General features: G+C 53.8%; 22 protein-coding genes and 1 riboswitch. Of the genes, 10 read left to right on the top strand and 12 right to left on the bottom strand.

What is annotated here, in order from left to right; genetic code table 11:
• Positions 1 to 32 precede the first annotated feature (32 nt).
• A complete protein-coding gene (locus AC3WQH_RS09795) occupies positions 33 to 1,013 on the top strand; it encodes a siderophore ABC transporter substrate-binding protein (RefSeq protein ID WP_005830156.1) in 981 nt (326 codons plus the stop codon).
• Between the two features lie 139 nt (positions 1,014 to 1,152).
• Here the strand turns inward: AC3WQH_RS09795 and AC3WQH_RS09790 are convergent, their stop codons facing one another.
• From AC3WQH_RS09790 to AC3WQH_RS09765, 6 genes are all read right to left on the bottom strand, one after another.
• Entirely contained in the window at positions 1,153 to 2,028 is an 876-nt protein-coding gene (locus tag AC3WQH_RS09790; RefSeq protein ID WP_197187421.1) for an ABC transporter ATP-binding protein, read from the bottom strand.
• 207 nt (positions 2,029 to 2,235) lie between these two features.
• Positions 2,236 to 2,535, bottom strand: coding sequence for a YxcD family protein (locus AC3WQH_RS09785; RefSeq protein ID WP_005830153.1), 300 nt, complete (start codon positions 2,533 to 2,535; stop codon positions 2,236 to 2,238).
• Positions 2,523 to 2,963, bottom strand: coding sequence for a hypothetical protein (locus AC3WQH_RS09780; protein ID WP_005830151.1), 441 nt, complete (start codon positions 2,961 to 2,963; stop codon positions 2,523 to 2,525). Before AC3WQH_RS09780 ends, AC3WQH_RS09785 begins: the two co-directional genes overlap by 13 nt.
• Before the next feature lie 155 nt (positions 2,964 to 3,118).
• The gene (locus tag AC3WQH_RS09775; RefSeq protein ID WP_007778332.1) at positions 3,119 to 3,781 is read right to left on the bottom strand and encodes a methionine ABC transporter permease; all 663 of its coding nucleotides are present in this window, start codon (positions 3,779 to 3,781) and stop codon (positions 3,119 to 3,121) included.
• The gene (locus tag AC3WQH_RS09770; RefSeq protein WP_005830147.1) at positions 3,760 to 4,818 is read right to left on the bottom strand and encodes a methionine ABC transporter ATP-binding protein; all 1,059 of its coding nucleotides are present in this window, start codon (positions 4,816 to 4,818) and stop codon (positions 3,760 to 3,762) included. Before AC3WQH_RS09770 ends, AC3WQH_RS09775 begins: the two co-directional genes overlap by 22 nt.
• 40 nt (positions 4,819 to 4,858) lie before the next feature.
• Positions 4,859 to 5,692 carry a MetQ/NlpA family ABC transporter substrate-binding protein gene (locus tag AC3WQH_RS09765; RefSeq protein WP_005830145.1) on the bottom strand — a complete coding sequence of 278 codons (834 nt, stop codon included), beginning with the start codon at positions 5,690 to 5,692 and terminating at the stop codon, positions 4,859 to 4,861.
• A 122-nt stretch (positions 5,693 to 5,814) separates the two neighbouring features.
• Positions 5,815 to 5,917, bottom strand: a riboswitch (SAM riboswitch).
• Positions 5,918 to 6,136: 219 nt separating this feature from the next.
• Here AC3WQH_RS09765 and AC3WQH_RS09760 point away from each other — a divergent pair.
• The 7 genes from AC3WQH_RS09760 (at position 6,137) to AC3WQH_RS09730 (ending at position 13,340) form a co-directional block, all read left to right on the top strand.
• Positions 6,137 to 6,487, top strand: coding sequence for a hypothetical protein (locus AC3WQH_RS09760; RefSeq protein WP_025848092.1), 351 nt, complete (start codon positions 6,137 to 6,139; stop codon positions 6,485 to 6,487).
• A 321-nt stretch (positions 6,488 to 6,808) separates the two neighbouring features.
• Complete coding sequence (locus AC3WQH_RS09755; protein ID WP_005830141.1) at positions 6,809 to 7,882, top strand: ABC transporter substrate-binding protein; 1,074 nt, start codon at positions 6,809 to 6,811, stop codon at positions 7,880 to 7,882.
• A 78-nt stretch (positions 7,883 to 7,960) separates the two neighbouring features.
• Positions 7,961 to 8,893 (top strand): nucleoside hydrolase, encoded by a 933-nt coding sequence (locus AC3WQH_RS09750; protein ID WP_025848090.1) that lies wholly within the window; start codon positions 7,961 to 7,963, stop codon positions 8,891 to 8,893.
• 26 nt (positions 8,894 to 8,919) lie between these two features.
• Positions 8,920 to 9,741 (top strand): ABC transporter permease, encoded by an 822-nt coding sequence (locus AC3WQH_RS09745; RefSeq protein ID WP_005830136.1) that lies wholly within the window; start codon positions 8,920 to 8,922, stop codon positions 9,739 to 9,741.
• 5 nt (positions 9,742 to 9,746) lie between these two features.
• Positions 9,747 to 10,535, top strand: a complete 789-nt coding sequence (locus tag AC3WQH_RS09740; protein WP_005830134.1) for an ABC transporter permease — start codon at positions 9,747 to 9,749, stop codon at positions 10,533 to 10,535.
• A gap of 16 nt (positions 10,536 to 10,551) precedes the next feature.
• Positions 10,552 to 11,613: an ABC transporter ATP-binding protein gene (locus tag AC3WQH_RS09735; RefSeq protein ID WP_005830132.1), complete on the top strand. Its 1,062-nt coding sequence runs from the start codon at positions 10,552 to 10,554 to the stop codon at positions 11,611 to 11,613.
• Positions 11,614 to 11,630: 17 nt separating this feature from the next.
• Positions 11,631 to 13,340, top strand: a complete 1,710-nt coding sequence (locus AC3WQH_RS09730; protein WP_005830130.1) for an adenine deaminase — start codon at positions 11,631 to 11,633, stop codon at positions 13,338 to 13,340.
• A gap of 81 nt (positions 13,341 to 13,421) precedes the next feature.
• Here the strand turns inward: AC3WQH_RS09730 and AC3WQH_RS09725 are convergent, their stop codons facing one another.
• From AC3WQH_RS09725 to AC3WQH_RS09700, 6 genes are all read right to left on the bottom strand, one after another.
• The gene (locus tag AC3WQH_RS09725; RefSeq protein ID WP_310670407.1) at positions 13,422 to 14,807 is read right to left on the bottom strand and encodes an MmgE/PrpD family protein; all 1,386 of its coding nucleotides are present in this window, start codon (positions 14,805 to 14,807) and stop codon (positions 13,422 to 13,424) included.
• A gap of 24 nt (positions 14,808 to 14,831) precedes the next feature.
• The gene (locus AC3WQH_RS09720; RefSeq protein ID WP_005830126.1) at positions 14,832 to 15,584 is read right to left on the bottom strand and encodes an amino acid ABC transporter ATP-binding protein; all 753 of its coding nucleotides are present in this window, start codon (positions 15,582 to 15,584) and stop codon (positions 14,832 to 14,834) included.
• 12 nt (positions 15,585 to 15,596) lie between these two features.
• Entirely contained in the window at positions 15,597 to 16,268 is a 672-nt protein-coding gene (locus AC3WQH_RS09715; RefSeq protein ID WP_026557632.1) for an amino acid ABC transporter permease, read from the bottom strand.
• Positions 16,269 to 16,282: 14 nt separating this feature from the next.
• The gene (locus tag AC3WQH_RS09710; protein WP_007778352.1) at positions 16,283 to 17,086 is read right to left on the bottom strand and encodes an amino acid ABC transporter substrate-binding protein; all 804 of its coding nucleotides are present in this window, start codon (positions 17,084 to 17,086) and stop codon (positions 16,283 to 16,285) included.
• A gap of 52 nt (positions 17,087 to 17,138) precedes the next feature.
• A complete protein-coding gene (locus tag AC3WQH_RS09705; RefSeq protein ID WP_005830121.1) occupies positions 17,139 to 17,639 on the bottom strand; it encodes a GNAT family N-acetyltransferase in 501 nt (166 codons plus the stop codon).
• An 84-nt stretch (positions 17,640 to 17,723) separates the two neighbouring features.
• Positions 17,724 to 19,079: an LLM class flavin-dependent oxidoreductase gene (locus tag AC3WQH_RS09700; protein ID WP_005830119.1), complete on the bottom strand. Its 1,356-nt coding sequence runs from the start codon at positions 19,077 to 19,079 to the stop codon at positions 17,724 to 17,726.
• 282 nt (positions 19,080 to 19,361) lie between these two features.
• Here AC3WQH_RS09700 and AC3WQH_RS09695 point away from each other — a divergent pair, with 282 nt between their 5' ends.
• Complete coding sequence (locus AC3WQH_RS09695; protein ID WP_005830117.1) at positions 19,362 to 20,717, top strand: MATE family efflux transporter; 1,356 nt, start codon at positions 19,362 to 19,364, stop codon at positions 20,715 to 20,717.
• A 191-nt stretch (positions 20,718 to 20,908) separates the two neighbouring features.
• Positions 20,909 to 21,586, top strand: a complete 678-nt coding sequence (locus tag AC3WQH_RS09690) for an MgtC/SapB family protein (protein WP_005830115.1) — start codon at positions 20,909 to 20,911, stop codon at positions 21,584 to 21,586.
• Positions 21,587 to 21,675 lie beyond the last annotated feature (89 nt).

The following is a 21,675-nucleotide window of genomic DNA, read 5'->3' as shown; positions in this document are numbered from 1 at the left end:
TATATATTAAAAAACTTATAGAGGTGAGAGAAATGAACAAAAAAATCCTTGTGCTGTTCATGGCCGTACTGTTGGCAGTCTTTACAGCGGCATGCGGTTCCGGCTCCAATAGTGCAGCTCCTTCCCAAACGTCAGAGGCTTCCAACGGCGCCGCGAAGGAATCCGAAGAAATCACGATCAAACATAAATTGGGCGAGGCAAAACTGAAGAAGAACCCGCAAAACGTAGTAGTCTTTGACTACGGTGTACTCGATTCCCTGGACAAACTGGGCATTGAAGTGAAAGGGGTAGCGCAATCCAGCATTCCTCCTTACCTGGAGAAGTTCAAGGACGCGAAATACACCAACATCGGCAGCCTGAAAGAGCCTGACTTTGAAAAAATCAACGCGATGAAACCGGATGTAATCTTCATCTCCGGCCGTCAGCAAGACGCTTATGAAGAACTGAACAAAATCGCCCCAACCATCTTCCTGGGTGTAGATACGACCAAGTACATGGAGTCCTTCACCGAGAACATGAAAACTCTCGGCACTATCTTCGGCAAAGAAGCGCAAGTAGACGAAGAACTGGCAAAAATCAACGACTCTATCAAGCAACTGAATGAAAAAGCGACTGCAAGCGGCAAAAACGCGCTGATCGTTCTGGTGAACGAAGGCAAGCTGAGCGCTTACGGTCCTGGTTCCCGCTTCGGCATTTTGCATGACGTATTTGGCTTTGCTGCTGTAGACAAAAACATTGAAGTTTCAACACACGGTCAAAGCGTATCGGCTGAGTACGTGGCAGAGAAAGACCCTGACTACCTGTTTGTCGTAGACCGCGGCGTAATCTCCGGAAACCAAGGCGTTTCTGCCGCAGCAAAAGAAGCGGTAGAAAACGACCTGGTGAAAAACACCAAAGCGTTCAAAAACGGCAACATCATTTACCTGGATGCCAACTACTGGTACCTGTCCGGTGGCGGACTGGTGTCTACAGCGAACATGGCTGATGAAATCCTGAAAGACATCAAGTGGTAATCAAACCTCGTTGACAGATAGGCAGCAGCCCGGGGCAGATCAAGCCCCGGGCTGCTTGCTTGTTTTTCTTTGCACCAAAAAAGCCATTCTCCTTTTGGCCGATCAGGAGAATGGCTTGTGCTGTCGATGATAGAGAAAATTAACGAGTGCCGACCAGCTTGCGTTCTTCTTCTTGCACCGCTTGGGCGGCTGGTTGAACTGGGCTGGATGCAGGTTGCTTGTTTTCAACGGCATGGCTCAGCTCGTAAGGGAGGCAAAGCGGCACGCCTGTGCGCGGGTCGGTCAAAATGTCTGCTTCGATGTTGAATACTTTGCGCAACATCTCGGGAGTCATGACTTCTGCCGGAGTACCTTCTGCCATGACGGTGCCGCGAGAGATCGCCACCATGTGCTGGGCGTAGCGTGTCGCATGGTTCAAATCGTGGACGACCATGACGATCGTGCGGTTTTCTTCCTCGTTCAGCTTTTGCAGCAGCTTGAGCACTTCCAACTGGTGTGCCATGTCGAGGAAGGTGGTCGGCTCATCCAGGAACAGAATGTCGGTCCCTTGCGCCAAAGCCATGGCGATCCAGGCGCGCTGGCGTTGACCGCCGGAGAGCTGGTCTACAGGACGGTCGTAGAAGTCGACCATACCCGTCATGGAAATGGCCCATTGGACGATTTCCTTATCTTCTTTGGTCAGGGAGCCGAAGCCTTTTTGATGCGGGAAGCGGCCGTAGGTAACAAGCTCAGACACGGTCAATCCATCGGGAGCAGTTGGGTTCTGCGGAAGAATCGCCAGTTGCTTGGCGACTTCTTTGGTCGACTGTTGATGGATAGACTTCCCGTCCAGAAACACCTGTCCGCCTGACGGCTTCATGATCCGGGCCAATGTTTTGAGGATAGTCGATTTGCCCGAGCCGTTTGCGCCGACCAGCGCGGTGATTTTGCCGGAAGGGATGCTGATATTCAGGTCTTTGACAATGGAAAGCTCGCCGTAACCGATGTCCAGCTTTTGCGTGTATAAGCGTTCCACAATAGGCCAACTCCTTTATAGGAAAGTATGTACATGTATGAGTAAAAGCAGACAATGATAATCATTTTCATTAAAGTATATAACGGAATGCAGGCAATTTCAATACTTGATCGCTTGATCGCGTGCAATCGAGGCATGAGAAAAGCCAACCTGCTCTCTAGTGTGAGCAAATTGGCTTGGGAATAACAAGCTTATGAAAATAGGCGACTAGCTTTGGTACGTGATGTGGGCGATGATGCCTTCCTCGTCATCCAGTACCAGCTCGATACCCGCAGAGTACGGGTTGCGTTGCATTTGCGTCTCCAGATAGAAGCGGATGGCTTCGATCAGGTTGATCTCGACGAACACCTGCTTGCGACCGTTGGCGTAAACTTCAGCGGAAAAGCCGTAGTCTTCGTCCCACATCAGCTCAACTTCTACGTCTTGCGGCTGAACTTGCTTTTTGCTCGCCACATGCAGGCAGATGGCGTTGATGAGCATTTGCTCCGAAAATGTTATCTTTTCCATGCGTTCAGTTCCTGTTTCTTCGCGCGTTGCGTTTTGAAGTAGACGAAGATTTTGCGGATCAGGACGATCACAGCCACAATCGCCAGCATGTTAATCAGGAAGCCGAAGATTGCGCCCAAAGCTCCCATGTCGCCAAACAGGCTACCGAACAGCAATCCAGCCAGTCCACCGACGAGAAGGCCTTTCATGAAGCCGCCGCTGCTTTTGGTCGGAGCAGCAGTTGCCGGTGTATTGGTTGTCGTGCTTTTATTGGTAGAGGCATTTACATTCGAATCGGCTTTGGTTGGAGTTTGCGTGTTCGTTGGAGCTGTATTGGAATTGAACGACTTTTTGCCAGACTTGTAGCCTTTTGCATCGGCGTGATCTGTGAATCCGCCAGGAGCGAGTACGAGCATAACGGCGACCAACAGCATGATGAGTTTTTTCATGTGATTTGAGTAGCCCCTCTCTATTCATTGAGTTACATATAAGTGTACATGAATATTTGGAGCTTTTCCACCAAACATTCGGTGAACATTGCTGGATGGAAGAAGAAAACAAAACGAAAGCCCCTGACGTGCAGCAGCAGCCAAGGGCTTTCTCGCTATGCGCTTTTTTTCAGTTTGCGAGCCGCCCAGTTGCCGAGCGACTGGATCAGTTGCACCAAAACGACGAGGATGATGACGGTAATTATCATGACCTCGATATCCCATTGCTGGTAGCCGTAGCGCAGCGCCAGATCGCCCAGCCCGCCCGCTCCGACGGCTCCGGCCATCGCGGTCGCGCCGATCAGGCCGATGGTGGCAATCGTCAGGCAGAGCACGATGCCCGGTCTTGCCTCGCGCAGCATGATGCGAAAAATAATTTGTCGGCGCGAGGCTCCCATGGCCTGGTACGCCTCGATGACGCCGCGGTCCACGTCGTGCAGCGCCGTCTCCATCAAGCGGGAAATATAAGGAGCCGTGTAGACGATCAACGGCACGATGGCGCCCTCGATGCCGATGGAGGTACCGACGATCAGCTCGGTGAACGGGATGATCGCGACCATCAGGATGATAAAAGGCAGCGAGCGCACGATGTTGATGATCGTATTGAGTGCGTGGTAGATGAATTTGTTCGGAAACAGATGGTTGCCCTGGGTAACGACGAGAAGAATCCCCAGCGGAATGCCGATGAGCGTCGCAATGAACAGCGCGATGCCCACCATGATGACAGTTTCCTGCAAGGACTGTCCGAAGACAGGAATCATTTCAGTAAGGCGGTCCATGAGTGCGTGCCCTCCTCTCGTTCGACGATGTCCACTCTGTAAACCGATTCGCGCAGAAAAGCAATGCCGTCCTCAATCGCCCGTTCCTCCCCGGAGATATGCAGCAGCAGAATGCCCAGCGCCGTTCCTTTAATGGAAGTAATCGAGCCGTACAGCAAGTTGGTGCTGACCGGAAAACGCGCGGACAGCGTGCCGAGCACCGGATCGAGCGCGGCATCCCCGCGAAAAGCTACGCGAAGTATTTTCGAGACAGGCCCGGACGGCTTGATTTTGGCCAAAATTTCACCCGGCACTTCATCGTCAAAAATCGTCTTGATGAAATTGCGCGTCGTCTGCTGCTGCGGATTGCTGAAAATATCAAGCACAGTCCCTTGCTCGATGATGACGCCGTTTTCCATGATCGCGACCTGGTCGCATATTTTTTTGATAACCTGCATTTCGTGGGTAATCAGCACGATTGTCAGATTGAACTTGCGGTTAATGTCGAGCAAAAGCTCCAAGATCGATTCGGTCGTCTGCGGGTCGAGAGCAGATGTCGCTTCGTCGCACAGCAAAATTTCCGGATCGGTGGCGAGTGCCCGGGCAATGCCTACCCGTTGCTTTTGCCCGCCGGACAGTTGGGAAGGATAGGCGTTTGCCTTGTCCGCCAGACCGACGAGGCGCAGCAAGTCTTCTACCTTGCGCTTGATAACGTCCTTTGGCACTCGGTTCATCCGCAATATTTCCGCCACGTTGTCAAAGACGTTGTAGGAGGAAAGCAGATTGAAGTGCTGAAAAATAATGCCGATCTTTTTGCGCGCCTGGCGCAGTTCTTTTTCCTTCAGCTCAAGCAGATTTTGCCCGTTGACGACTACGGAGCCGCTCGTCGGCTTTTCCAACAGGTTGATCGTGCGGAGCAGGGTACTTTTCCCCGCTCCGCTAAAGCCGATCACGCCGTAGATTTGCCCTTTTTCCACGTTCAGAGATACGCCCTTCAAGGCTTCGACCTGCCTGGCTCCTACCTTGTACGTTTTATGAATATCAGTTAGCTGTATCATCACGAGTGTCTCCTTGTTGTCGGTTGTTCCCGGCATGTTTTTACCAGGACGGCAGCACGGCTCCTTCAAAGTGTTCGTCGATAAACTTCTTCACTTCTTCCGAGCGGTAGATGTCCACGAGCTTTTTGTAGGTCGGGTTGTCTTTGTCTGCTTCTCTGACGGCGATGATGTTGACGTAAGGAGAATCAGACGTTTCCGAGAAGATCGCGTCTTTTTTCGGCGAATAGCCTGCTTCCATGGCGAAGTTGGTGTTGATCGAAGCGACTTCCACGTTGCCGAGCGAGCGAGCCAAAAACGCTGCCTCCAGCTCCTTGAATTGCAGTTTTTTCGGATTTTCCACGATGTCCAGCGGAGTCGCGTTGTCTTTCACGCCGTCTTTGAGCTTGATAAGTCCGGCAGCCTGGTAGAGCAACAGAGCGCGGGCGCGGTTCGTCGGGTCGTTTTGGATGCCGACCACGCCGCCTTCCGGGATGTCCTCTACTTTTTTATGCTTGGTGGAGTAGAGCCCCATCGGGAAGGTTACGCCTTTGCCGATCTCGACGATTTTGGTTTTGTGGTCCTGATTGAACTTGGCCAGGAACGGGATGGTCTGGAAGCTGTTCATATCGAGATTGCCTTTATCGAGAGCCTGGTTCGGTTGCACATAGTCGTTGAACACGACCAGCTCCACGTCGATTCCTTGGCCTTTGGCGACTTCTTTTACTTTGTTGAAAATTTCTTCGTGAGGGCCGCCTGTCACGCCGACCTTGATTTTGGTTTGCTGTTCAGCAGCAGCTCCACCGTTTGCGGGAGCCGCTTCCTGTTTGCCGCCGCACGCCGTAACGAGAGAAGCAGCTAGCAGAAGCGAAGTGAGAAATAAGCCTGTTTTTTTCATGAAAATTCCCCTTTTCTTTGGTGTTTGTATATCTTGAAAATAGTAACCGGGAAAACAAAAAGCCTCTTCCGCTAAGAAGAGGCTTGTAACTGCGCATGCAACATTCACAGTGGTCAATGCCTCTCTTATCTGTCGGAATTGATTTCCGCTGGATTTGGCACCATATCGGTGGGATAGGTTGCCGAGGTGTCATAGGGCCAGTCCCTCGACCTCTCTTTATAAGAGAAGTGGCTTATGAAATTCGGTCAAAGCAAATTGCCTACAATTCATATTAGGTTAGTTGGATTATAGCTTGCCGATTTCGACCTGTCAATTGTTTTTCCGAACGAATTTTTGACTGAAAAATGTAAAAATGATCTAAATACGAATGTTTGCTTGCTCTAGCCAGAAATCATATGTATAATGGGAGCAACGAATCCGATAACAGCTCTCGCGGGTGATGTCATGAGTTTAACAGACACGAATGAAACGAGAAAAAAGCTGTCTGCCATTTATAATGAGATAGCGAAAGAGTTGTTCGGATTTGGAACGACTTTGCTGAGAGTGACCATTGAGAATCAGTTGATTACCTTCCACGCCAAGCATCGCCGTTCACCGCGCTCTGCCGCGCTTGAAGGCGAAGCCCCGGCCCTGAAGCTCGAAGTCGATTTTCGCATGTCTCTTCTTTATAAGAGGAAACTGAAAGAACGGCTGGAAGAAGAGATGGGTCTGAAGCTGGAAGCTGTGCTAAGAGACTATGACGCGCCTACGCAGTGGGCGATCACGAATGTGATTGTGAGCGGCTCGGAAAATTAAATACTTGCCCCATTCGTTCGGATTTTCCCTTTTGATTTATCTCAAGGGAAGACCGTGAAAATGGTGTGAAACGGGTGTCGCTTCTCTTTGTTTACGAAGAAAAGTGCTCTTGTTTAGAATGTATCGTTCTATTCAAGGGTGCTTTTCTTTTTTCTTTTTCAGCTTCTCAACGCTTTGCAAAGGGGGTGGTTGATGAATAAAATCACCGAACGAGGGAAACAGTAGGGGGTTTCACGACACGCAGTATAAAAACGAGAAAACACTTCATTCTATGAGATGGAATCATTCGTCATTTATAAGCCGAACGGGAGGAACATTACGATGAAAAAAATGCTGACAGGAATACTTTCTGCTTCCATGCTGTCTCTGGTGCTTGCAGGCTGCGGCAGCAGCGACAAAACGCAGGAGGGAGCAGCAGGCGAAGCTGCCAAAGGCGAGCCGCAAAAGCTGGTAATCTCTACATGGGGCTTTTCTGAAGACTTTTTCCGCAAAGAAATCTACGAACCATTTGAAAAAGAGCACAACGTGAAAATCGTGCTCGAAATCGGAAACAACGCCGAGCGTCTGAACAAAATCCGCCAAGGCAGTTCCGACGTCGATCTGATCTATCTCTCCGACTACTATGCGCAGCAAGGAATCGACAGCGGCGTATTTGAAAAAATCGACCGCAGTCGCATTCCGAACCTGAACCAGATTTACGATATCGCCAAAGCGCCGCTGGGCGAGGACTACGGTCCAGCCTACACGATCGGACAATTCGGGATTGCCTACAATCCGAAGCTGGTCACAACCGAGATCAAAGATTGGAAAGACCTGTGGAGCCCTGAGTTGGCAGGCAAGCTGACACTGCCGAACATCACGTCCACCACAGGCCCGATGATTCTCGACAGCGCTTCGATGGTAGCAGGTAGCGCAGAGTTTAACGAAGACCAGGCGTTTGCAAAAATGAAAGAAGCGAATAAAGGCGTTGTGAAGTATTACGACAAAACTTCCGAGTACGTGAACATGTTCAGCCAGGAAGAAATCGCAGTGGGTCCGATCATGGAAATGTACTTCAAAGACATCCAGGCAGCCGTGCCAGAAGCGGTATTCGTCGCTCCGGCAAGCGGTGGCTACGCCGTAATGAACACCGTCAACATCGTCAAAGGCAGCAAAAACAAGCAACTGGCCGAGGACTTCATCAACTATCAGTTGAGCAAGGAAGTTCAGGAGAAAACAGCGAAAGCAAAAGTAGACTCTCCTGTAAACACGTCTGTGGAGCTGACAGCCGAAGAAGCAAAAGGCGTGACTTACGGCGAAGAGACAGTGAACAAGCTGCGCAAGCTGGACATGAAGTTCGTCAACGAGCATTCCAAGGCGTGGATTGATCGCTGGAACCGCGAAATTACCCAATAACAAGCGCTTGAAACAGGACAAGGGTATAGACGTCAGGCGGATATACCCTTGTTTGTTTCAACTGAAGGAGGACCACTCGTGGAGCAAAAAATCATTCTTGATGTCGATACCGGAATTGATGACGCGCTGGGAATTATTTTGGCTATCAAGAGCGGTCAATGTGAATTGATCGGAATCACTACCGTAAACGGCAACGTATCCCTTGGCAAAGCGACAGAAAATACGTGCAAAATTCTCGATTTCCTGCAAGTGGGAGCAACGATTCCTGTCGTACGCGGAGCCTCCCAGCCGCTTTTTCGTCCGTTGTTTTTCGAGCATCGCATTCATGGCGAGGACGGGCTTGGCGGGGCACTGCGGGATGCGGAGGTGCTGACGCAGCCGCGGGAAGGCTTTGCGCCTGATTTCATTTGCGAGCAAGTGCTGGCTCGTCCCGGGCAAGTCACGCTTGTCATGACAGGGCCGCTGACGAATCTGGCCTTGGCTGTCAGAAGGTGCCCCGAGCTGGTCAAGCAGGTGAAGGAAGTCATTTTTATGGGCGGGGTATTGACCGAGCACGGAAATGTGACCCCGGTGGCGGAGTACAACATGTACGTCGATCCGGAAGCAGCCAAGGTAGTGTTTCACGCCGGATTTCCGCAATTGACATTGGTCGGGCTGGATGTCACACGACGAGTCCTGCTTACCGAAGAACATATCAAGGAACTGGGCGATACGCCCATCGGCCGCTACGTGAAGCAAAGCACGTCCGATTACCTGGACCGCTACTTTGAACGCAACGGCGTGCGCGCCTGCGCCATGCACGATCCGCTGGCTGTTGCGGTCGCGCTCGACCGCTCGCTGGTGACGACGAAGAAGCTGTACGTCGATATCGAAACGAAAAGCGAGCTTTGTGACGGGCAAACGGTTTGCGACTTTCAGAACCGCCTGAAAAAAGAACCCAACATGAACGTCTGTCTGGACGTAGATGCAGATGCGTTCTTTGCGCGTTTTCTCGGCGCATTGAAAGCCTGACGATACCGTGAACAGGAGTTAATTGAATGAGAAAAAAGGGTCTTTATTTATTGCTGCTGCCTGGTGTGCTGTTTTTGACGCTGTTCATGGTCATTCCGATCGTGCTGACGATTGCGTCCACGTTTTTCCATGAAGGAAGCTTTACCCTGCAAGGCTACATGCAGTTTTTGACGGACAAGTATTTCATGAAAATTTTGCTGACGACGCTGCAGGTCAGTCTCGTCACGACCATTGCCTGCATCCTGCTCGGCTTTCCGGCTGCGTACTACATTTCCAAGTTAGGCCCGCGCAAAAAGGGGATTTTGCTGGCATTGGCGATTTTCCCGCTGCTGACCAGCTCTGTCGTGCGCTCGTTTTCCTGGATGATTATTCTCGGCAAAAAAGGCTTGCTGAACAGCTCGCTGTTGTCGATCGGACTGATTGAAAAACCGCTGGAAATCTTGTACACCCCGACTGCGATGATGATCGGTCTGATCCATCTGTTCCTGCCGCTCATCATCATTACGCTGGTGGGCGTGATGGAAAACATCGACCCGGATTTAATCAAAGCGGCCGAAAGCCTGGGCGCGTCCAAATTTACGGCGTTCCGCCAGGTGATTGTACCGCTTAGTGTGCCAGGGCTTATCATCGGCAGCATTCTCGTGTTTGTCGGCAGCCTGACCGCCTACACTACACCTGCGCTGCTGGGCGGGAAGCAACGCGTCATCTCGACGTTTCTCTACCAGAACGCGATTACGCTAAACGACTGGTACATGGCTTCGGTCATTGCCACGATCATGATCGTCATTACGTTTGTCGTCATTTCCTTCATGAACAAGCTGGCGACGAAACTAAATCCGAAGGGGTAGAAGCTATGCAGGAAAAAAATCGCGGGTTGGCCCTGTTTACCCTTCTCGTCTTTGCTTTTTTGCTCGGGCCGCTCATTATCATATCCTTTACATCGTTTGAGCCTGGGAGCGTCCTGAAATTCCCGCCGGAAGGCTTCTCCCTGCGCTGGTATGAAAACATCTTTAACGTAGAAATGTTCATGACGACGTTCCAGACGTCGATGCTCGTATCGTTACTGGGCAATCTGCTGGCGCTTTTGCTCGGGATTCCGGCGGCGTATGCGCTCAGCCGCTTCCAGTTTCGCGGCAAAGGGCTGTTGAACGGCATTTTCATCTCGCCTGTCCTGATTCCGGGAATTGTCATGGGCTTTGCCATGCTGAAATACGTCATTGTCGTCTATCATTTGCCGATTTACGCCGGGCTGCTCGTCGGCCATACGGTGCTGATGCTTCCTTTTATCATTCGCGTCATCGCGTCCAGCCTGTCCAACTTCGATTTCGCCATTGAAGAGGCGGCGCTCAGTCTCGGCGCTGGCCGGCTGGAGACGTTTTTCAAGGTCGTTTTGCCTAACATTCGCTCCGGAATTATTGCGGCGATTCTGATTGCTTTTCTGGAGTCTTTCAACAACGTCGATATCTCTGTGTTCATGACCGGACCGGGAGTAAGCACGCTGCCGATCCAGATGCTGACTTACGTGGAAAACAACTTCGACCCGACGATCGCTGCCATTTCTGTCGTGCTCATGATGATTACGGCTGTTCTCATGTTCATCATCGAACGATTGATGGGGCTTTCCTACTTTACAAAACGATAACGGAGGCATCAAACATATGGCATTGCTCACGCTGGAAAACGTATCGGTTGCCTATGACAATCAGTACATTTTGCAAAACTTCAATCTGAATATCGAGAAGGGCCAGCTCATCTCCCTGCTGGGGCCGAGCGGCTGCGGCAAAACGACGACGCTGCGCCTGATCGCGGGGTTTCTGGAAGCAAAGGACGGCCGCTTCCTGTTTGACGGCAAGGACTATACGCGGGTGCCGGTCAACAAGCGCAACTTCGGGTTTGTGTTTCAGAGCTACGCCTTGTTTCCGCACTTGTCCGTCTTCGACAACGTGGCGTTCGGCCTGCGTCTGCGCAAGGTGAATGAAGCAGAGGTCAAGCAGCGTGTCCTGCAAATTTTGGAGGTTGTCAGTCTTGGCGGTTTTGAAAAACGGTTCCCCAAGGAGCTGTCCGGCGGGCAAAGACAGCGCGTGGCGATTGCCCGTGCCCTGGTGATTCAGCCTGATCTGCTGTTGTTCGACGAACCGCTAAGCAACCTCGATGCGAACCTGCGGATCAACATGCGCGTGGAAATTCGCCGCATCCAGCAGGAGCTGGGCATTACGACAGTGTACGTGTCGCATGACCAGGAGGAGTGCTTCTCCATCTCCGACCAGGTGGCGATCATGAACAAAGGAATTATCGAGCAACTGGACGACCCGGCGACGATTTTCAAATATCCGAAGACCGAGTTTATCGCGCGGTTTATCGGCTTTACCAACTTCATCGACTTCGCCGAGCGCACGGAAGCGAACGGAGAGATCGGACTGCGCGTGGGCGGCCATCAGTTCGTAGCAGCCAAGCACCCTGGAACAGCAAGTCCTACCGGCAAAAAATGCGCGATGCGTCCGGACGATCTGCTGGTGACGACCGAAGAGGCCGATCAGCCAGGCATGAACCGTTTGCACGGCAGCGTCAAAGTCAGCACGTTTTTGGGCCGCAGCTATCAGTACGTCGTGGAAACAGAGCTGGGCGACTTTACCGTCAACCAGGAAATGGAGACCCCTTATCGGAGCGGCCAAAAGGTCAACCTGCTGTTCCCGAAAGACAAAGTGGTGCTCGTGGACTAAAGACAGGAGGGCTTTTTGTGAAGGTTGATTTATTGATTCAAAACGTACAAGTGTTCAACAGCTATTTCAAACAGTTCCGGGAAGGAAATGTCGCGGTTCTGGACGGGCGCTTTCTCTACATCGGCGAGCGGAATGCCGAGACGTTTGAAGCGAGCGAGATCATCGACGGCCAAGGCCGCTACATGATCCCCGGCCTGGTCGACATCCATCTGCATATCGAAAGCACGATGGTAACCCCGGAGACGTTTTCTTACGGATTGATTCAAAACGGAGTGACGACGATCGTGCCGGAGCCGCACGAGATGGCGAACGTGTTCGGAATCGAAGGGGTCAAGGAAATGATCCGCGCCAGCCAGGACTGCGTAGTAGACATGAAGTACGCGATTCCAAGCTCTGTTCCGGCGACCTCGATGGAGACGACTGGAGGGTCCGTGGAAATTGCCGACATGGACGAGTTGTTGGCCTCCGGCGACATCGTCTGCATGGGCGAGATCATGAACTACGTGGATATCATCCGCGACGAGAACTGCAAAACGAACCGGATTTTGGAGCACATTCGCAAAACGTATCCGAAGCTGGTCGTCGAGGGGCACGTGCCGAAGCTGCTTGACCTGGATTTGCATCGCGTCATTTACGCGGGCGTGGACTCCGACCATACGCACCAGACGGCGGAAGGTATGGAAGCGAGAATCGCGGCGGGCATGTTTTTGGAGATTCAGGAAAAGTCAATGACAGAAGAAGTCATGGACTACTTGATCCGCGAAGATGTTTCCGAGCATTTTTGCTTTGTGACGGACGATGTGATGACCGACTCGCTGTACAAGCGCGGCCATCTGAACCATATCGTGAAAAAGGCGATCGGCATGGGCATGCCGCCGGAGCGCGCTATTTACGCCAGTACGTTTACACCAGCAAGACGCATGAACATGACGGATCGCGGGGCGATTGCTCCGGGCAAGATTGCCGATTTTGTACTCGTGTCGGATTTGCGCGAGCTTGTGATTGAGCAAGTGTACAAAAACGGGCAAAAAGCGTTCGACGCCCGCGAACAATACCGTCAGGTCGCGCGGACGAAGCAGTTCCCGGCGCATTTTTACGAGAGCATCAAGCTGTCGCCGCTCACAGAGAGCGACTTCCAGGTCACTACAGATGCGCCGGACAACCGCTATCCATGCCGTGTCATGCTCGTCCAGAATGGCTCGACGTTTACCGAGGATCACCGCGGGATCGTCGAGGTGCGGGAAGGAAAGGTGTGCTGGGAAGAAAGCCCGTACGGCCTGATCGCGGTCTTTGAGCGCTACGGCAAAAACGGCAACCGCGGCTACGGGCTAATCAGCGGCGACACGATCAAGCGCGGAGCGGTAGCGACCAGCTATTCGCACGATAACCACAACTTGCTCGTCGTCGGCCACAATCCGCACGACATGATGGTGGCAGCCAACGAGGTCATCCGCAACCAGGGCGGTTTTTGCGTAGTCGAGGACGGCAAAGTAATCGCCAACCTGCTCTTGCCTGTCGGCGGTATTTTGACAGAGGAACCGTTGGAGAAGACGGCGAAGGAAGTCGAGAAGCTGCGCCGGGCCATGGAATCGCTCGGGTACGAGCACTACAACCCAATCATGTCGATCAGCACGCATTCGCTGCCAGTCAGCCCTGCGCTGAAGCTGACCGATTTGGGCCTGATTGATGTGAATGCAGGAAAAGTCGTGCCGCTGCTTTTGATGTAGGACGACATAGCAAACCCCGGGAACAGCAGATGTGCTCCCGGGGTTATTTGCATATTTGCATGTGCATCGGCAATGCATTGTTCATGCCAGCAGCGCCAAGAGGTGTGCCGTATCGGCCTCTGACGCGAGCGAGGCAGTCGTGCTCGCCAACCGCTCGGCAAGCGTGGGATCGGCTGTCAGCACGTCAGCGAGCTTTTGCTGCACTTCTGCTGCGGTCAGCGCATTGCCCGGAGCGCCGCGCGGACGATCGACGCGCTCGCGATACACCTGTCCGGCTTTTGTCGTGATCTCGACGATGGTAAAACGCCCTTTGGGCACCGCTTCCGGCGCGGGCGCGATCTGGCTGTCGTAGGCCCGCTGTACACGCGGCAAAAAGGCGAGAATGTCCGGGGCAATCGGCGCTGCCGTGAAGCTTTCCAAAGACAGCGAGCGTCTGTGCAAAGCGAGGCTCGCCACATACTCGACGCTGAAGCGCCCTTGCTCGCCCGTGCGCGGCTCTCTCTCGACGAGCGCAGCGTCCCCCTCGGGAGGAAAAATGATGCGAACCGCCTCCAGCTCAGCAGGCGCAAAGGCGTGGCGCGCCGCCAGGCGAACAGCCGCGTCCGCAGCGTGATGGGCAGCGGAGCAAAACGGATAAATTTTGAACCAGAGTCCCGGCGTGACGATTCGCCAGGAGGCGCCCCAGTCTTGCAGCAGCACGGAGTTTGCCAGCTCGGGATCTCCGTAGACGGCAAAAAAGCCGTGTTTCCCGTCCAGCGCCTGCGAGCTGCCTCCGAAGTCTGCTTCCGCCAGTCTGACTGCAAGCAAGGCAGACTGGGCGGCGAGCCCTGCGTGCAGCGGCTTTGTTTCCGTGCCGAATTGCGCGCGCAGGCCGCTCGCCTGGGTGGCGGCAAAGCCGATCGCTTTTTGTAACTGTTCGGCAGAAAAGCCTTTGGCGTAGCCTGCCGCAACTGCGGCTGCGATCACCCCGAGCGTAGACGTATTGTGCCAGCCTTTGATGTAATGGGCGTCCCCAATCGCGCGCCCGAGACGGGCCATGACTTCGACGCCGATGACATAGGCGGCGAGAAACCGCTGGCCGCTGACGGAAGACACGGCGGCCACGGAGATGAGCGCAGGCAAAATCACTGTGCTGGGATGGCCGCGCACATCGGAATGCACGTCGTCAAAATCGAGCGCGTGCCCGATGTAGCCGTTCAACAGGGCAGCCGAAAGAAAACTGGCCTTGCGCTGTTGCCCGATGACAGGAACTTCGGCGCGGCCGCCTTCTGCTTCGGTAATGCTCCACAGCTTCGCCAGGCCCGCATCCTCGCGCGCGGCAAAGCTGGCAGCCAGGTAGTCCAGAATTCCCAGCCGCGCTGCTGCCATGGCGGCAGCGTCGTTTTCCGGGCGAGAAGAAACGACGAGATCAGCCAGCTTCTCTGTCAGCCGTCTGTCTCGTCCTGTGCTCGCATGTACATGTGTCACGGTAGGGCCACTCCCTTTCCCCGCCTACGAGATGAAGGAGGCCGGGGCGTTTATTTGCAGCAAAAACCGCTGCGTGCGCTGGTTTTGCGGGCGGTCAAACAGTTCTTCGGGGGTTCCTTGCTCGACGATTTTGCCATCCGCCATGAAAATGATGCGATCCGCTACATGGCGGGCAAAAGCCATCTCGTGCGTGACGATCAGCATGGTCGTGCGCTTTTCCGCAATCGCCTTGATGACTTGCAGGACCTCTGCCACCAGCTCGGGATCGAGCGCGGAGGTCGGCTCATCGAGCAAAATCGCATGCGGGTCGACAGCGAGCGCGCGGGCGATGGCAACGCGCTGCTGCTGGCCCCCTGACAAGGTGATCGGGTAGCTGTCGGCCTTGTGCGCCAGACCGACCTGCTCCAGAAGCGCCCTGCCGATTTTGTCCGCTTCGCTCTGCTTCATCTTTTTCGTGATGATGAGCGATTCCGTGACGTTTTGCAGCGCGGTCCGGTTTTTGAACAGGTTGTAGTTTTGAAAAACCATCGCGGTCTGCTGGCGCAGGTGGTGCGCTTCCTTGCGCGAGTATTTCTGGGCGTCCAGTGTGGCCTGCCCGATTTCGATTCGTCCGGCGTCCGGGCTTTCCAGCAGGTTGAGGCAGCGCAAAAGCGTTGATTTTCCTGAGCCGGAAGGGCCGATGATGGCGACGACCTCGCCCTGCGCCACTTCGATGTCGATGCCGTCCAGCACGACCAGATCGTTAAACTGCTTGCGCAGATTCGTTACTTTAATCATGGCAATCCCTCGCTAGTTTTTATATGGCCTGCTCAGTCGTTTTTCCAGCCATTCCTGCAGGAGACTGTAGACGATCGTCAACGCCCAGTACACAATCGCGACGGCGAGGTAGATTTCGAAAAACTTCAGCGACGCAGACGCCATCATTTTTCCTTGGGCGAACAGCTCGGCGACCCCGAGCGTAAAGGCGAGAGACGTCTCCTTCACCAGCCCGATAAACGTATTGCCCGAGGCGGGGATGGCATTGCGTGTCGCTTGCGGGAGGATGATGCGACGGTACGCCTGGGCCTTGGTCATGCCGACAGCCAGACACGCCTCAAGCTGGCCGTTGTCGACAGAGTCCAGGGCGGCACGGAAAATCTCCGCCAAATAAGCCGAATTTTTGATGCTCAAGCCAATAATCGCTGCCGTCAAGGCGTTCATCGCGCTAAACGACGGGAAAAGCTGCGGCAAGCCGTAGTAGATCAGAAAAAGCTGAACGAGCGTAGGCGTGGCGCGAAAAAAGGAAATGTACACGTTGGCGAGCTGATAGAGCACGGGTACCCGGTTTTTCGTGATGAGAGCGAGCACAAGCCCAATGGCAATGGCGAAAATCATCGCGACGACCGCCATTACCAATGTGAGCGGCAAATATTTGAGCAAGGTAGGGAAAACCTCTAGCATGTATTGCCCGTCAAAATTCATCGTGCACGCACCGCCTATTTCTGGATTGGCGCCGTAACATCAGCCTTGAAATATTTTTCTGAGAGCTGCTTCAGGGTGCCGTTATCGCGCAGCTCTGTGAGCACTTTGTCAAACTCTGTGCGCAGTTGGTCGTGTTTCTCGTCTTTCGGGAACGGGAAGGCTACTTCCTCATAGGTGATCGGATCTCCGGCCAGCTTCAGCGGCAGCCCGGTTTTTTCGATTTGCGCCAGGAGCACGCTGCGTCCGTTGATGTAGGCGTCGATCCGGCCGTAGGCGACGTCGTTGAGCGTGCCTTCTTGCGTCTCGTAGGTGCGGATGTTGATTTCGTTGTTCGGGTCCTGTTTTTGCAAGTTTTTCGTATGGTTCGAGCCGAGCACCGCTCCGACGGTTTTTCCTTTCAGATCGGCGACGGAATGGATGTCGTTGTTGTCGTTTTTGACGATGATTTGCGTTCCGGCGTAAGCGTAGGTTTGGGAAAAGTTGAACTTCTGCTTGCGCTCATCCGTCACGGCTACCTGGTTGGCGACCGTATCAATCCGGCCTGTTTCAAGCTGGCCCATCACGCCGCTGAACTCGGCGAGGTGCCATTCGATTTTGTAGCCGAGCTTCGCTGCGATTGTCTCTGCAACTTCGACGTCGAAGCCTTGCAGCTTTTCCCCTTCCTTGTAAGCGAACGGGTAGCTTTGGCCTGTTGCGCCTACGCGTAAAACTTTTTCCTCCTGGGCGCCTGATGCAGCCTGCTCGCCGCCACTGCCGCAGGCAGCGAGCAGGAGGGAGAGGCCGAGTGTAATCGCGAGGATGCCTTTATGTTTTTTCATGTGAATCTCTCCAAGTTGGTTGATTTTTTGGGGGAGTGCTGCGCCCGTTGAGCTATGGCAGTGGCGTGTACAGCTCTTTGCGGAAAAAGATCGTCGTGTGGCCGCGGCCGAGATCGGCTTCTCCGGCACGCACATAGCCTCTGCGCTCGTACATGGCGGATAGCCACGGATGCTTGTCGGCCGTGCCGAGCGATACGGCAGGAGCCTTCAATGTATCCCGGACAATGCTTTCCTCCACCCATGTCAAGAGAGTGGAGCCGACGCCTTTTTTGCCGATGGCCGGATCGACGGCGAACCACCATATATGGGGAAGGCCAAACGGTCCGGGCTGAGGTCCCCAAGGCATGCGCAGCGAGACGGTTGCCTGAATCCGCCCAGCTTCCTCCAGGACGTAGCAGGCGTTGTTGTGGATATTTTTCTGGACGAGTGCCAGGTCGGCTGTGGCTGCGGCAAAGTGAATGCCCAACTCGCGGATGGGAGCGTAGGCTCGCAGCGTCAGGTCCAGCAGCTCTGCTGCATCGTCAGCGGTTGCCAGACGGAAAGTTGTTGTCATGTTGTCTCCCTCGCACTTCTCGCGGCAAACGGGTCCAGGCGATACGTTTGTCGGCATCGGCTGGCCGTTTGCGGCGTTTATGTTTTAGCTGGATACGTGTGTCCCGTTGGCTTGCCGGTTCGTATAACGATTGGCAGGGCGCTTTAAGCCGAGATGCTCGCGCAGCGTATTGCCTTCGTATTCGGTGCGGAACAGCCCGCGCTGCTGAAGGAGCGGCACGACCTCATCGACGAACACGTCCAGACCCTCTGGCAAAAGAGGCGGCATCAGATTGAAGCCGTCGCAGCCGCCTTGCTGCACCCATTCCTCCATCTTGTCCGCAAGCTGCTCTGGCGTCCCGACAAAGATGTGGTGGCCGCGCGATCCGGCGATGTACTGATAAAGCTGGCGGATCGTCAGCTTTTCCCGGCGCGCCAGGTTCAGCACCAGCTCGAAGCGGCTTTTTACGCTGTTCGTCTCCGGGATGTCGATGTCTGGCAGCGGACCGTCGAGCGGATACGGCGTCAGATCGAAGCCGCCGAGATAGCTGGAAAGAATTTTCAACCCGACAGAGGGCAAAATCAGCTCTTGAAGCTGCTGGAATTTGGCCTGTGCGGCTTCTTCCGTATCGCCGAGAACCGGGAAGATTCCCGGCATGATGCTCACCTCGTCAGGAGAGCGGCCGTAGGAGACGACTTTTGCCTTCACGCTTTGGTAAAAGGCTTGGGCGTCCGGCAAGTTGTTTTGCGCCGTGAAAATGACTTCCGCTGTGCGGGCGGCCAGGTGCTGACCGGGCTCGGAAGACCCTGCCTGAATGATGACGGGATGCCCCTGGGGCGGTCTGGCTACGTTCAACGGTCCGCGAACGGAAAAGAACTCGCCGCGGTGCTGCAGCTCATGCAACTTGGCCGGATCGAAAAAAACGCCGGATTCCTGCTTGCGAATGAGGGCGTCGTCTTCCCAGGAATCCCACAGTCCTTTTACGACCTCGACAAATTCTTCTGCGCGCTGATAGCGCAGGCTGTGCTCGGGATGCTTTTCTCCGCTAAAGTTCAAGGCCGTCGATTCGATCGAGGAGGTGACGACATTCCACGCTGCACGGCCGTTGCTGATGTGATCGAGCGAAGCGAACTGGCGGGCGATATGAAAAGGCTCGCTGTACGTCGTAGATGCTGTGGCGGCCAGGCCGATTTTCGAAGTGACGGCAGACAGCGCCGACAACAGCGTAAACGGTTCAAAGCGTGCCAGCACATTCGGATGGGAGTCGGGACTGATCGACAGGCTGTCCGCGAGAAACAGCATATCCAGCTTGCCGCGTTCGGCTGTTTGCGCCAGTTGCTGAAAATAGGCGAGGTTCATGCTGCCGTCGGTTTGCGCATGAGGGTGACGCCAGGATGCGACGTGATGACCAGTGCCGGCGAGAAAAACGCCGATTTTCAGATGTTTGGGGGCCTGTGCCATGTCCTTCTACGCTCCTTTGGTTGTGGGTAGGAATCAAAGTGCACAATTCCAATTTAAATAGTCGGTTTTTATAGTTTTAAAATATACGCCTGTTCGCGCACCATTGTCAATGTATATAAAAAATTTTAACAGTGAGTTTTCTTTCGCGATGTCTGCAATTTTCTTATGCTAGACTTTCATTTTGTGCTAAAGTGCATAGAGAAGCTTTTTGCAGTGCTTTTCAACACGTTTCTACTATATTAATGGTGTAGATATTTCTAATGTAAATGAGGAAGAACAATCATGCATGAGACTTATTCGTTAAAAGAAAAGTGGCGGCAGTTTCTGATGGTGTTGCTGCCCATCCTTATATCGCAGTTGGCGCTTTTCTCCATGACTTTTGCCGATACGATCATGTCCGGGCACGCCAGTCCGACTGACTTGGCCGGAGTGGCGATCGGGGCCAGCCTCTGGACGCCGATTCAAGCCGGATTGACGGGTATTCTCATGGCAGTGATGCCGATGGTGGCGCAAATGATCGGAGCGCAGCGCAAAGACCAGGTGCCCTACACGGTCATGCAGGCACTGTACCTGGGAGTGGCGATTGCCATCGGGGTGCTGATCGTCGGCGGCTTGGCGCTTGAGCCGGTGTTGAACAGCATGCAGCTCGAAAGCGACGTCAGACACATTGCCCGCGGCTTCCTGCATGCGATAGCCATCGGGATTGTGCCTTTGTTTCTCTACACGGTCATTCGCTGCTTCATCGACGCGTTGGGGGAGACGAGAATTACCATGTTCATTACGCTGCTCTCGCTGCCAATCAACGTCGTGCTGAACTACGCCCTGATTTTCGGCAACTTCGGTTTGCCGCGCCTGGGCGGAATCGGGGCGGGCTACGCCTCGGCGCTGACTTACTGGTGCATTTTGCTGATTAGCCTGGTTGTCGTGCAGCGCGTGCAGCCGTTTACCGATTTCGGGGTGTTCCGCAAGTTTTACCGCGTCTCCATGAGCGCGTGGAAAGAGCTGCTCAAGCTCGGCTTGCCGATCGGCTTTTCGATCTTTTTCGAAGTGAGCATTTTTGCCGCTGTTACCTTGTTCATGAGCGAGTACAGCACGATTACGATTGCGGCGCACCAGGCGGCGATGAACTTCGCTTCGTTTATTTACATGGTTCCGCTCAGCATCTCGATGGCTTTGACTATCGTGGTCGGCTTCGAGGTCGGGGCGAAGCGGTTTCGCGACGCCAAGCAGTACAGCTATTTGGGCATCGGCATCGCCACTGGACTTGCCCTGCTGTTCGGCACAGGCTTGCTGCTGTTCAACAGGCAGGTCGCCGGATTTTATACGACGGACATCGAGGTTTTGGAGCTTACGCAGCACTTTTTGATGTACTCGATTCTGTTTTTGATTTCCGATGCGGTGGCGGCGCCGATCCAGGGGATTTTGCGCGGCTACAAGGACGTTACGGTCACGTTTATCGTCGCCCTTGTCTCGTACTGGGTCATCGGGTTGCCGCTCGGGTACGTCCTGGCGCAGTACACCTCGCTGGCTGCCTTTGGCTACTGGATCGGGCTGATTACAGGCTTGGCGGCAGGCGCGATCTTCCTGTTCGGACGCCTGCTGTCCCTGCAAAAACGCATGATACGCAGCGTCTCGTAACCAAGCGTGGCGCAAGCAAAGCGGGAAAACTCCGGATGAGGGGTTTCCCGTTTTTTGCATGAAGACAGAAGGGCCAGCTTACACTATGAGCAGCCATGAAAAATTTCTCTCCTATTTTTCAAGGAGAGCGTATATACTTTCTAATAGAGTGATGGGAGAAAAGCTGACATTGAAAGGGGGAGGAGAAGCGAATGACGTATGATTTTTTGATGAAGCTGGGGATAGCGATGTTTCTGGGCTTGCTGATCGGGATGGACAGACAGCTCAAGCATAAGCCGCTTGGCGTGAAAACAAGCATGGTCATATCAGTGGCGAGCTGCCTGATTACGATTGTCTCGATTGAGTCGGTACATCGGTTCTCCTTGCCTGGACACACCAACATGGACCCGCTGCGCCTGGCCGCGCAAATCGTGAGCGGCGTCGGTTTTCTCGGAGCTGGCGTGATTTTGCGCAGAAGCAACGATGTAATCTCCGGGCTGACCACGGCTTCCATGGTCTGGGCTGCCTCCGGAATGGGTATTGCCGTAGGGGCGGGGTATTACTTTGAGGCGGTGACAGCGACCATCCTGATTATTTTGGCGATCAACCTGTTTCCGCTCATTCTCAAATGGATCGGTCCCGAGTCTTTGCGGCAGCGGGATTTGTCGATCAAGATTGTCGTCGAAGGGGGCGGCGATCTGGACGGCGTTTTCAAACAGATCAAGCACATCGACCTGCAGGTAAAACGGGTCAAGGTCAAAGACCTGGACAACGGATTGCAAAAGTTGGAAATGATGATTACCGCTTCGGAAAACACATATACGACCGACATTTACAGCTTGCTGAAAGCTGTCGATCACGTCATTTCTGTTGAGGTAGAGAGTAGATAAGGGGTAGAAACAAAGACCGTAGCTGACCGTTTGCAGATGGCGCTGCGGTCTTTTTGCATGCGAGGAACACTTCTGCTCTTGATAACAAG

The organism is Brevibacillus sp. FW301-21C12A, assembly GCF_058788915.1.
Note: the sequence above shows the minus strand (reverse complement) of the source record. Positions and strands in the feature narration are given on the sequence as shown.

Bases quoted from the DNA above. Each gene is read 5' to 3' on its own strand.
- AC3WQH_RS09795 (WP_005830156.1), top strand. From the start codon at position 33: ATGAACAAAAAAATCCTTGTGCTGTTCATGGCCGTACTGTTGGCAGTC.
- AC3WQH_RS09785 (WP_005830153.1), bottom strand. From the start codon at position 2,535: ATGGAAAAGATAACATTTTCGGAGCAAATGCTCATCAACGCCATCTGC.
- AC3WQH_RS09780 (WP_005830151.1), bottom strand. From the start codon at position 2,963: ATGAAAAAACTCATCATGCTGTTGGTCGCCGTTATGCTCGTACTCGCT.
- AC3WQH_RS09775 (WP_007778332.1), bottom strand. From the start codon at position 3,781: ATGGACCGCCTTACTGAAATGATTCCTGTCTTCGGACAGTCCTTGCAG.
- AC3WQH_RS09770 (WP_005830147.1), bottom strand. From the start codon at position 4,818: ATGATACAGCTAACTGATATTCATAAAACGTACAAGGTAGGAGCCAGG.
- AC3WQH_RS09765 (WP_005830145.1), bottom strand. From the start codon at position 5,692: ATGAAAAAAACAGGCTTATTTCTCACTTCGCTTCTGCTAGCTGCTTCT.
- AC3WQH_RS09760 (WP_025848092.1), top strand. From the start codon at position 6,137: ATGAGTTTAACAGACACGAATGAAACGAGAAAAAAGCTGTCTGCCATT.
- AC3WQH_RS09755 (WP_005830141.1), top strand. From the start codon at position 6,809: ATGAAAAAAATGCTGACAGGAATACTTTCTGCTTCCATGCTGTCTCTG.
- AC3WQH_RS09745 (WP_005830136.1), top strand. From the start codon at position 8,920: ATGAGAAAAAAGGGTCTTTATTTATTGCTGCTGCCTGGTGTGCTGTTT.
- AC3WQH_RS09740 (WP_005830134.1), top strand. From the start codon at position 9,747: ATGCAGGAAAAAAATCGCGGGTTGGCCCTGTTTACCCTTCTCGTCTTT.
- AC3WQH_RS09735 (WP_005830132.1), top strand. From the start codon at position 10,552: ATGGCATTGCTCACGCTGGAAAACGTATCGGTTGCCTATGACAATCAG.
- AC3WQH_RS09720 (WP_005830126.1), bottom strand. From the start codon at position 15,584: ATGATTAAAGTAACGAATCTGCGCAAGCAGTTTAACGATCTGGTCGTG.
- AC3WQH_RS09715 (WP_026557632.1), bottom strand. From the start codon at position 16,268: ATGAATTTTGACGGGCAATACATGCTAGAGGTTTTCCCTACCTTGCTC.
- AC3WQH_RS09710 (WP_007778352.1), bottom strand. From the start codon at position 17,086: ATGAAAAAACATAAAGGCATCCTCGCGATTACACTCGGCCTCTCCCTC.
- AC3WQH_RS09705 (WP_005830121.1), bottom strand. From the start codon at position 17,639: ATGACAACAACTTTCCGTCTGGCAACCGCTGACGATGCAGCAGAGCTG.
- AC3WQH_RS09700 (WP_005830119.1), bottom strand. From the start codon at position 19,079: ATGGCACAGGCCCCCAAACATCTGAAAATCGGCGTTTTTCTCGCCGGC.
- AC3WQH_RS09695 (WP_005830117.1), top strand. From the start codon at position 19,362: ATGCATGAGACTTATTCGTTAAAAGAAAAGTGGCGGCAGTTTCTGATG.
- AC3WQH_RS09690 (WP_005830115.1), top strand. From the start codon at position 20,909: ATGACGTATGATTTTTTGATGAAGCTGGGGATAGCGATGTTTCTGGGC.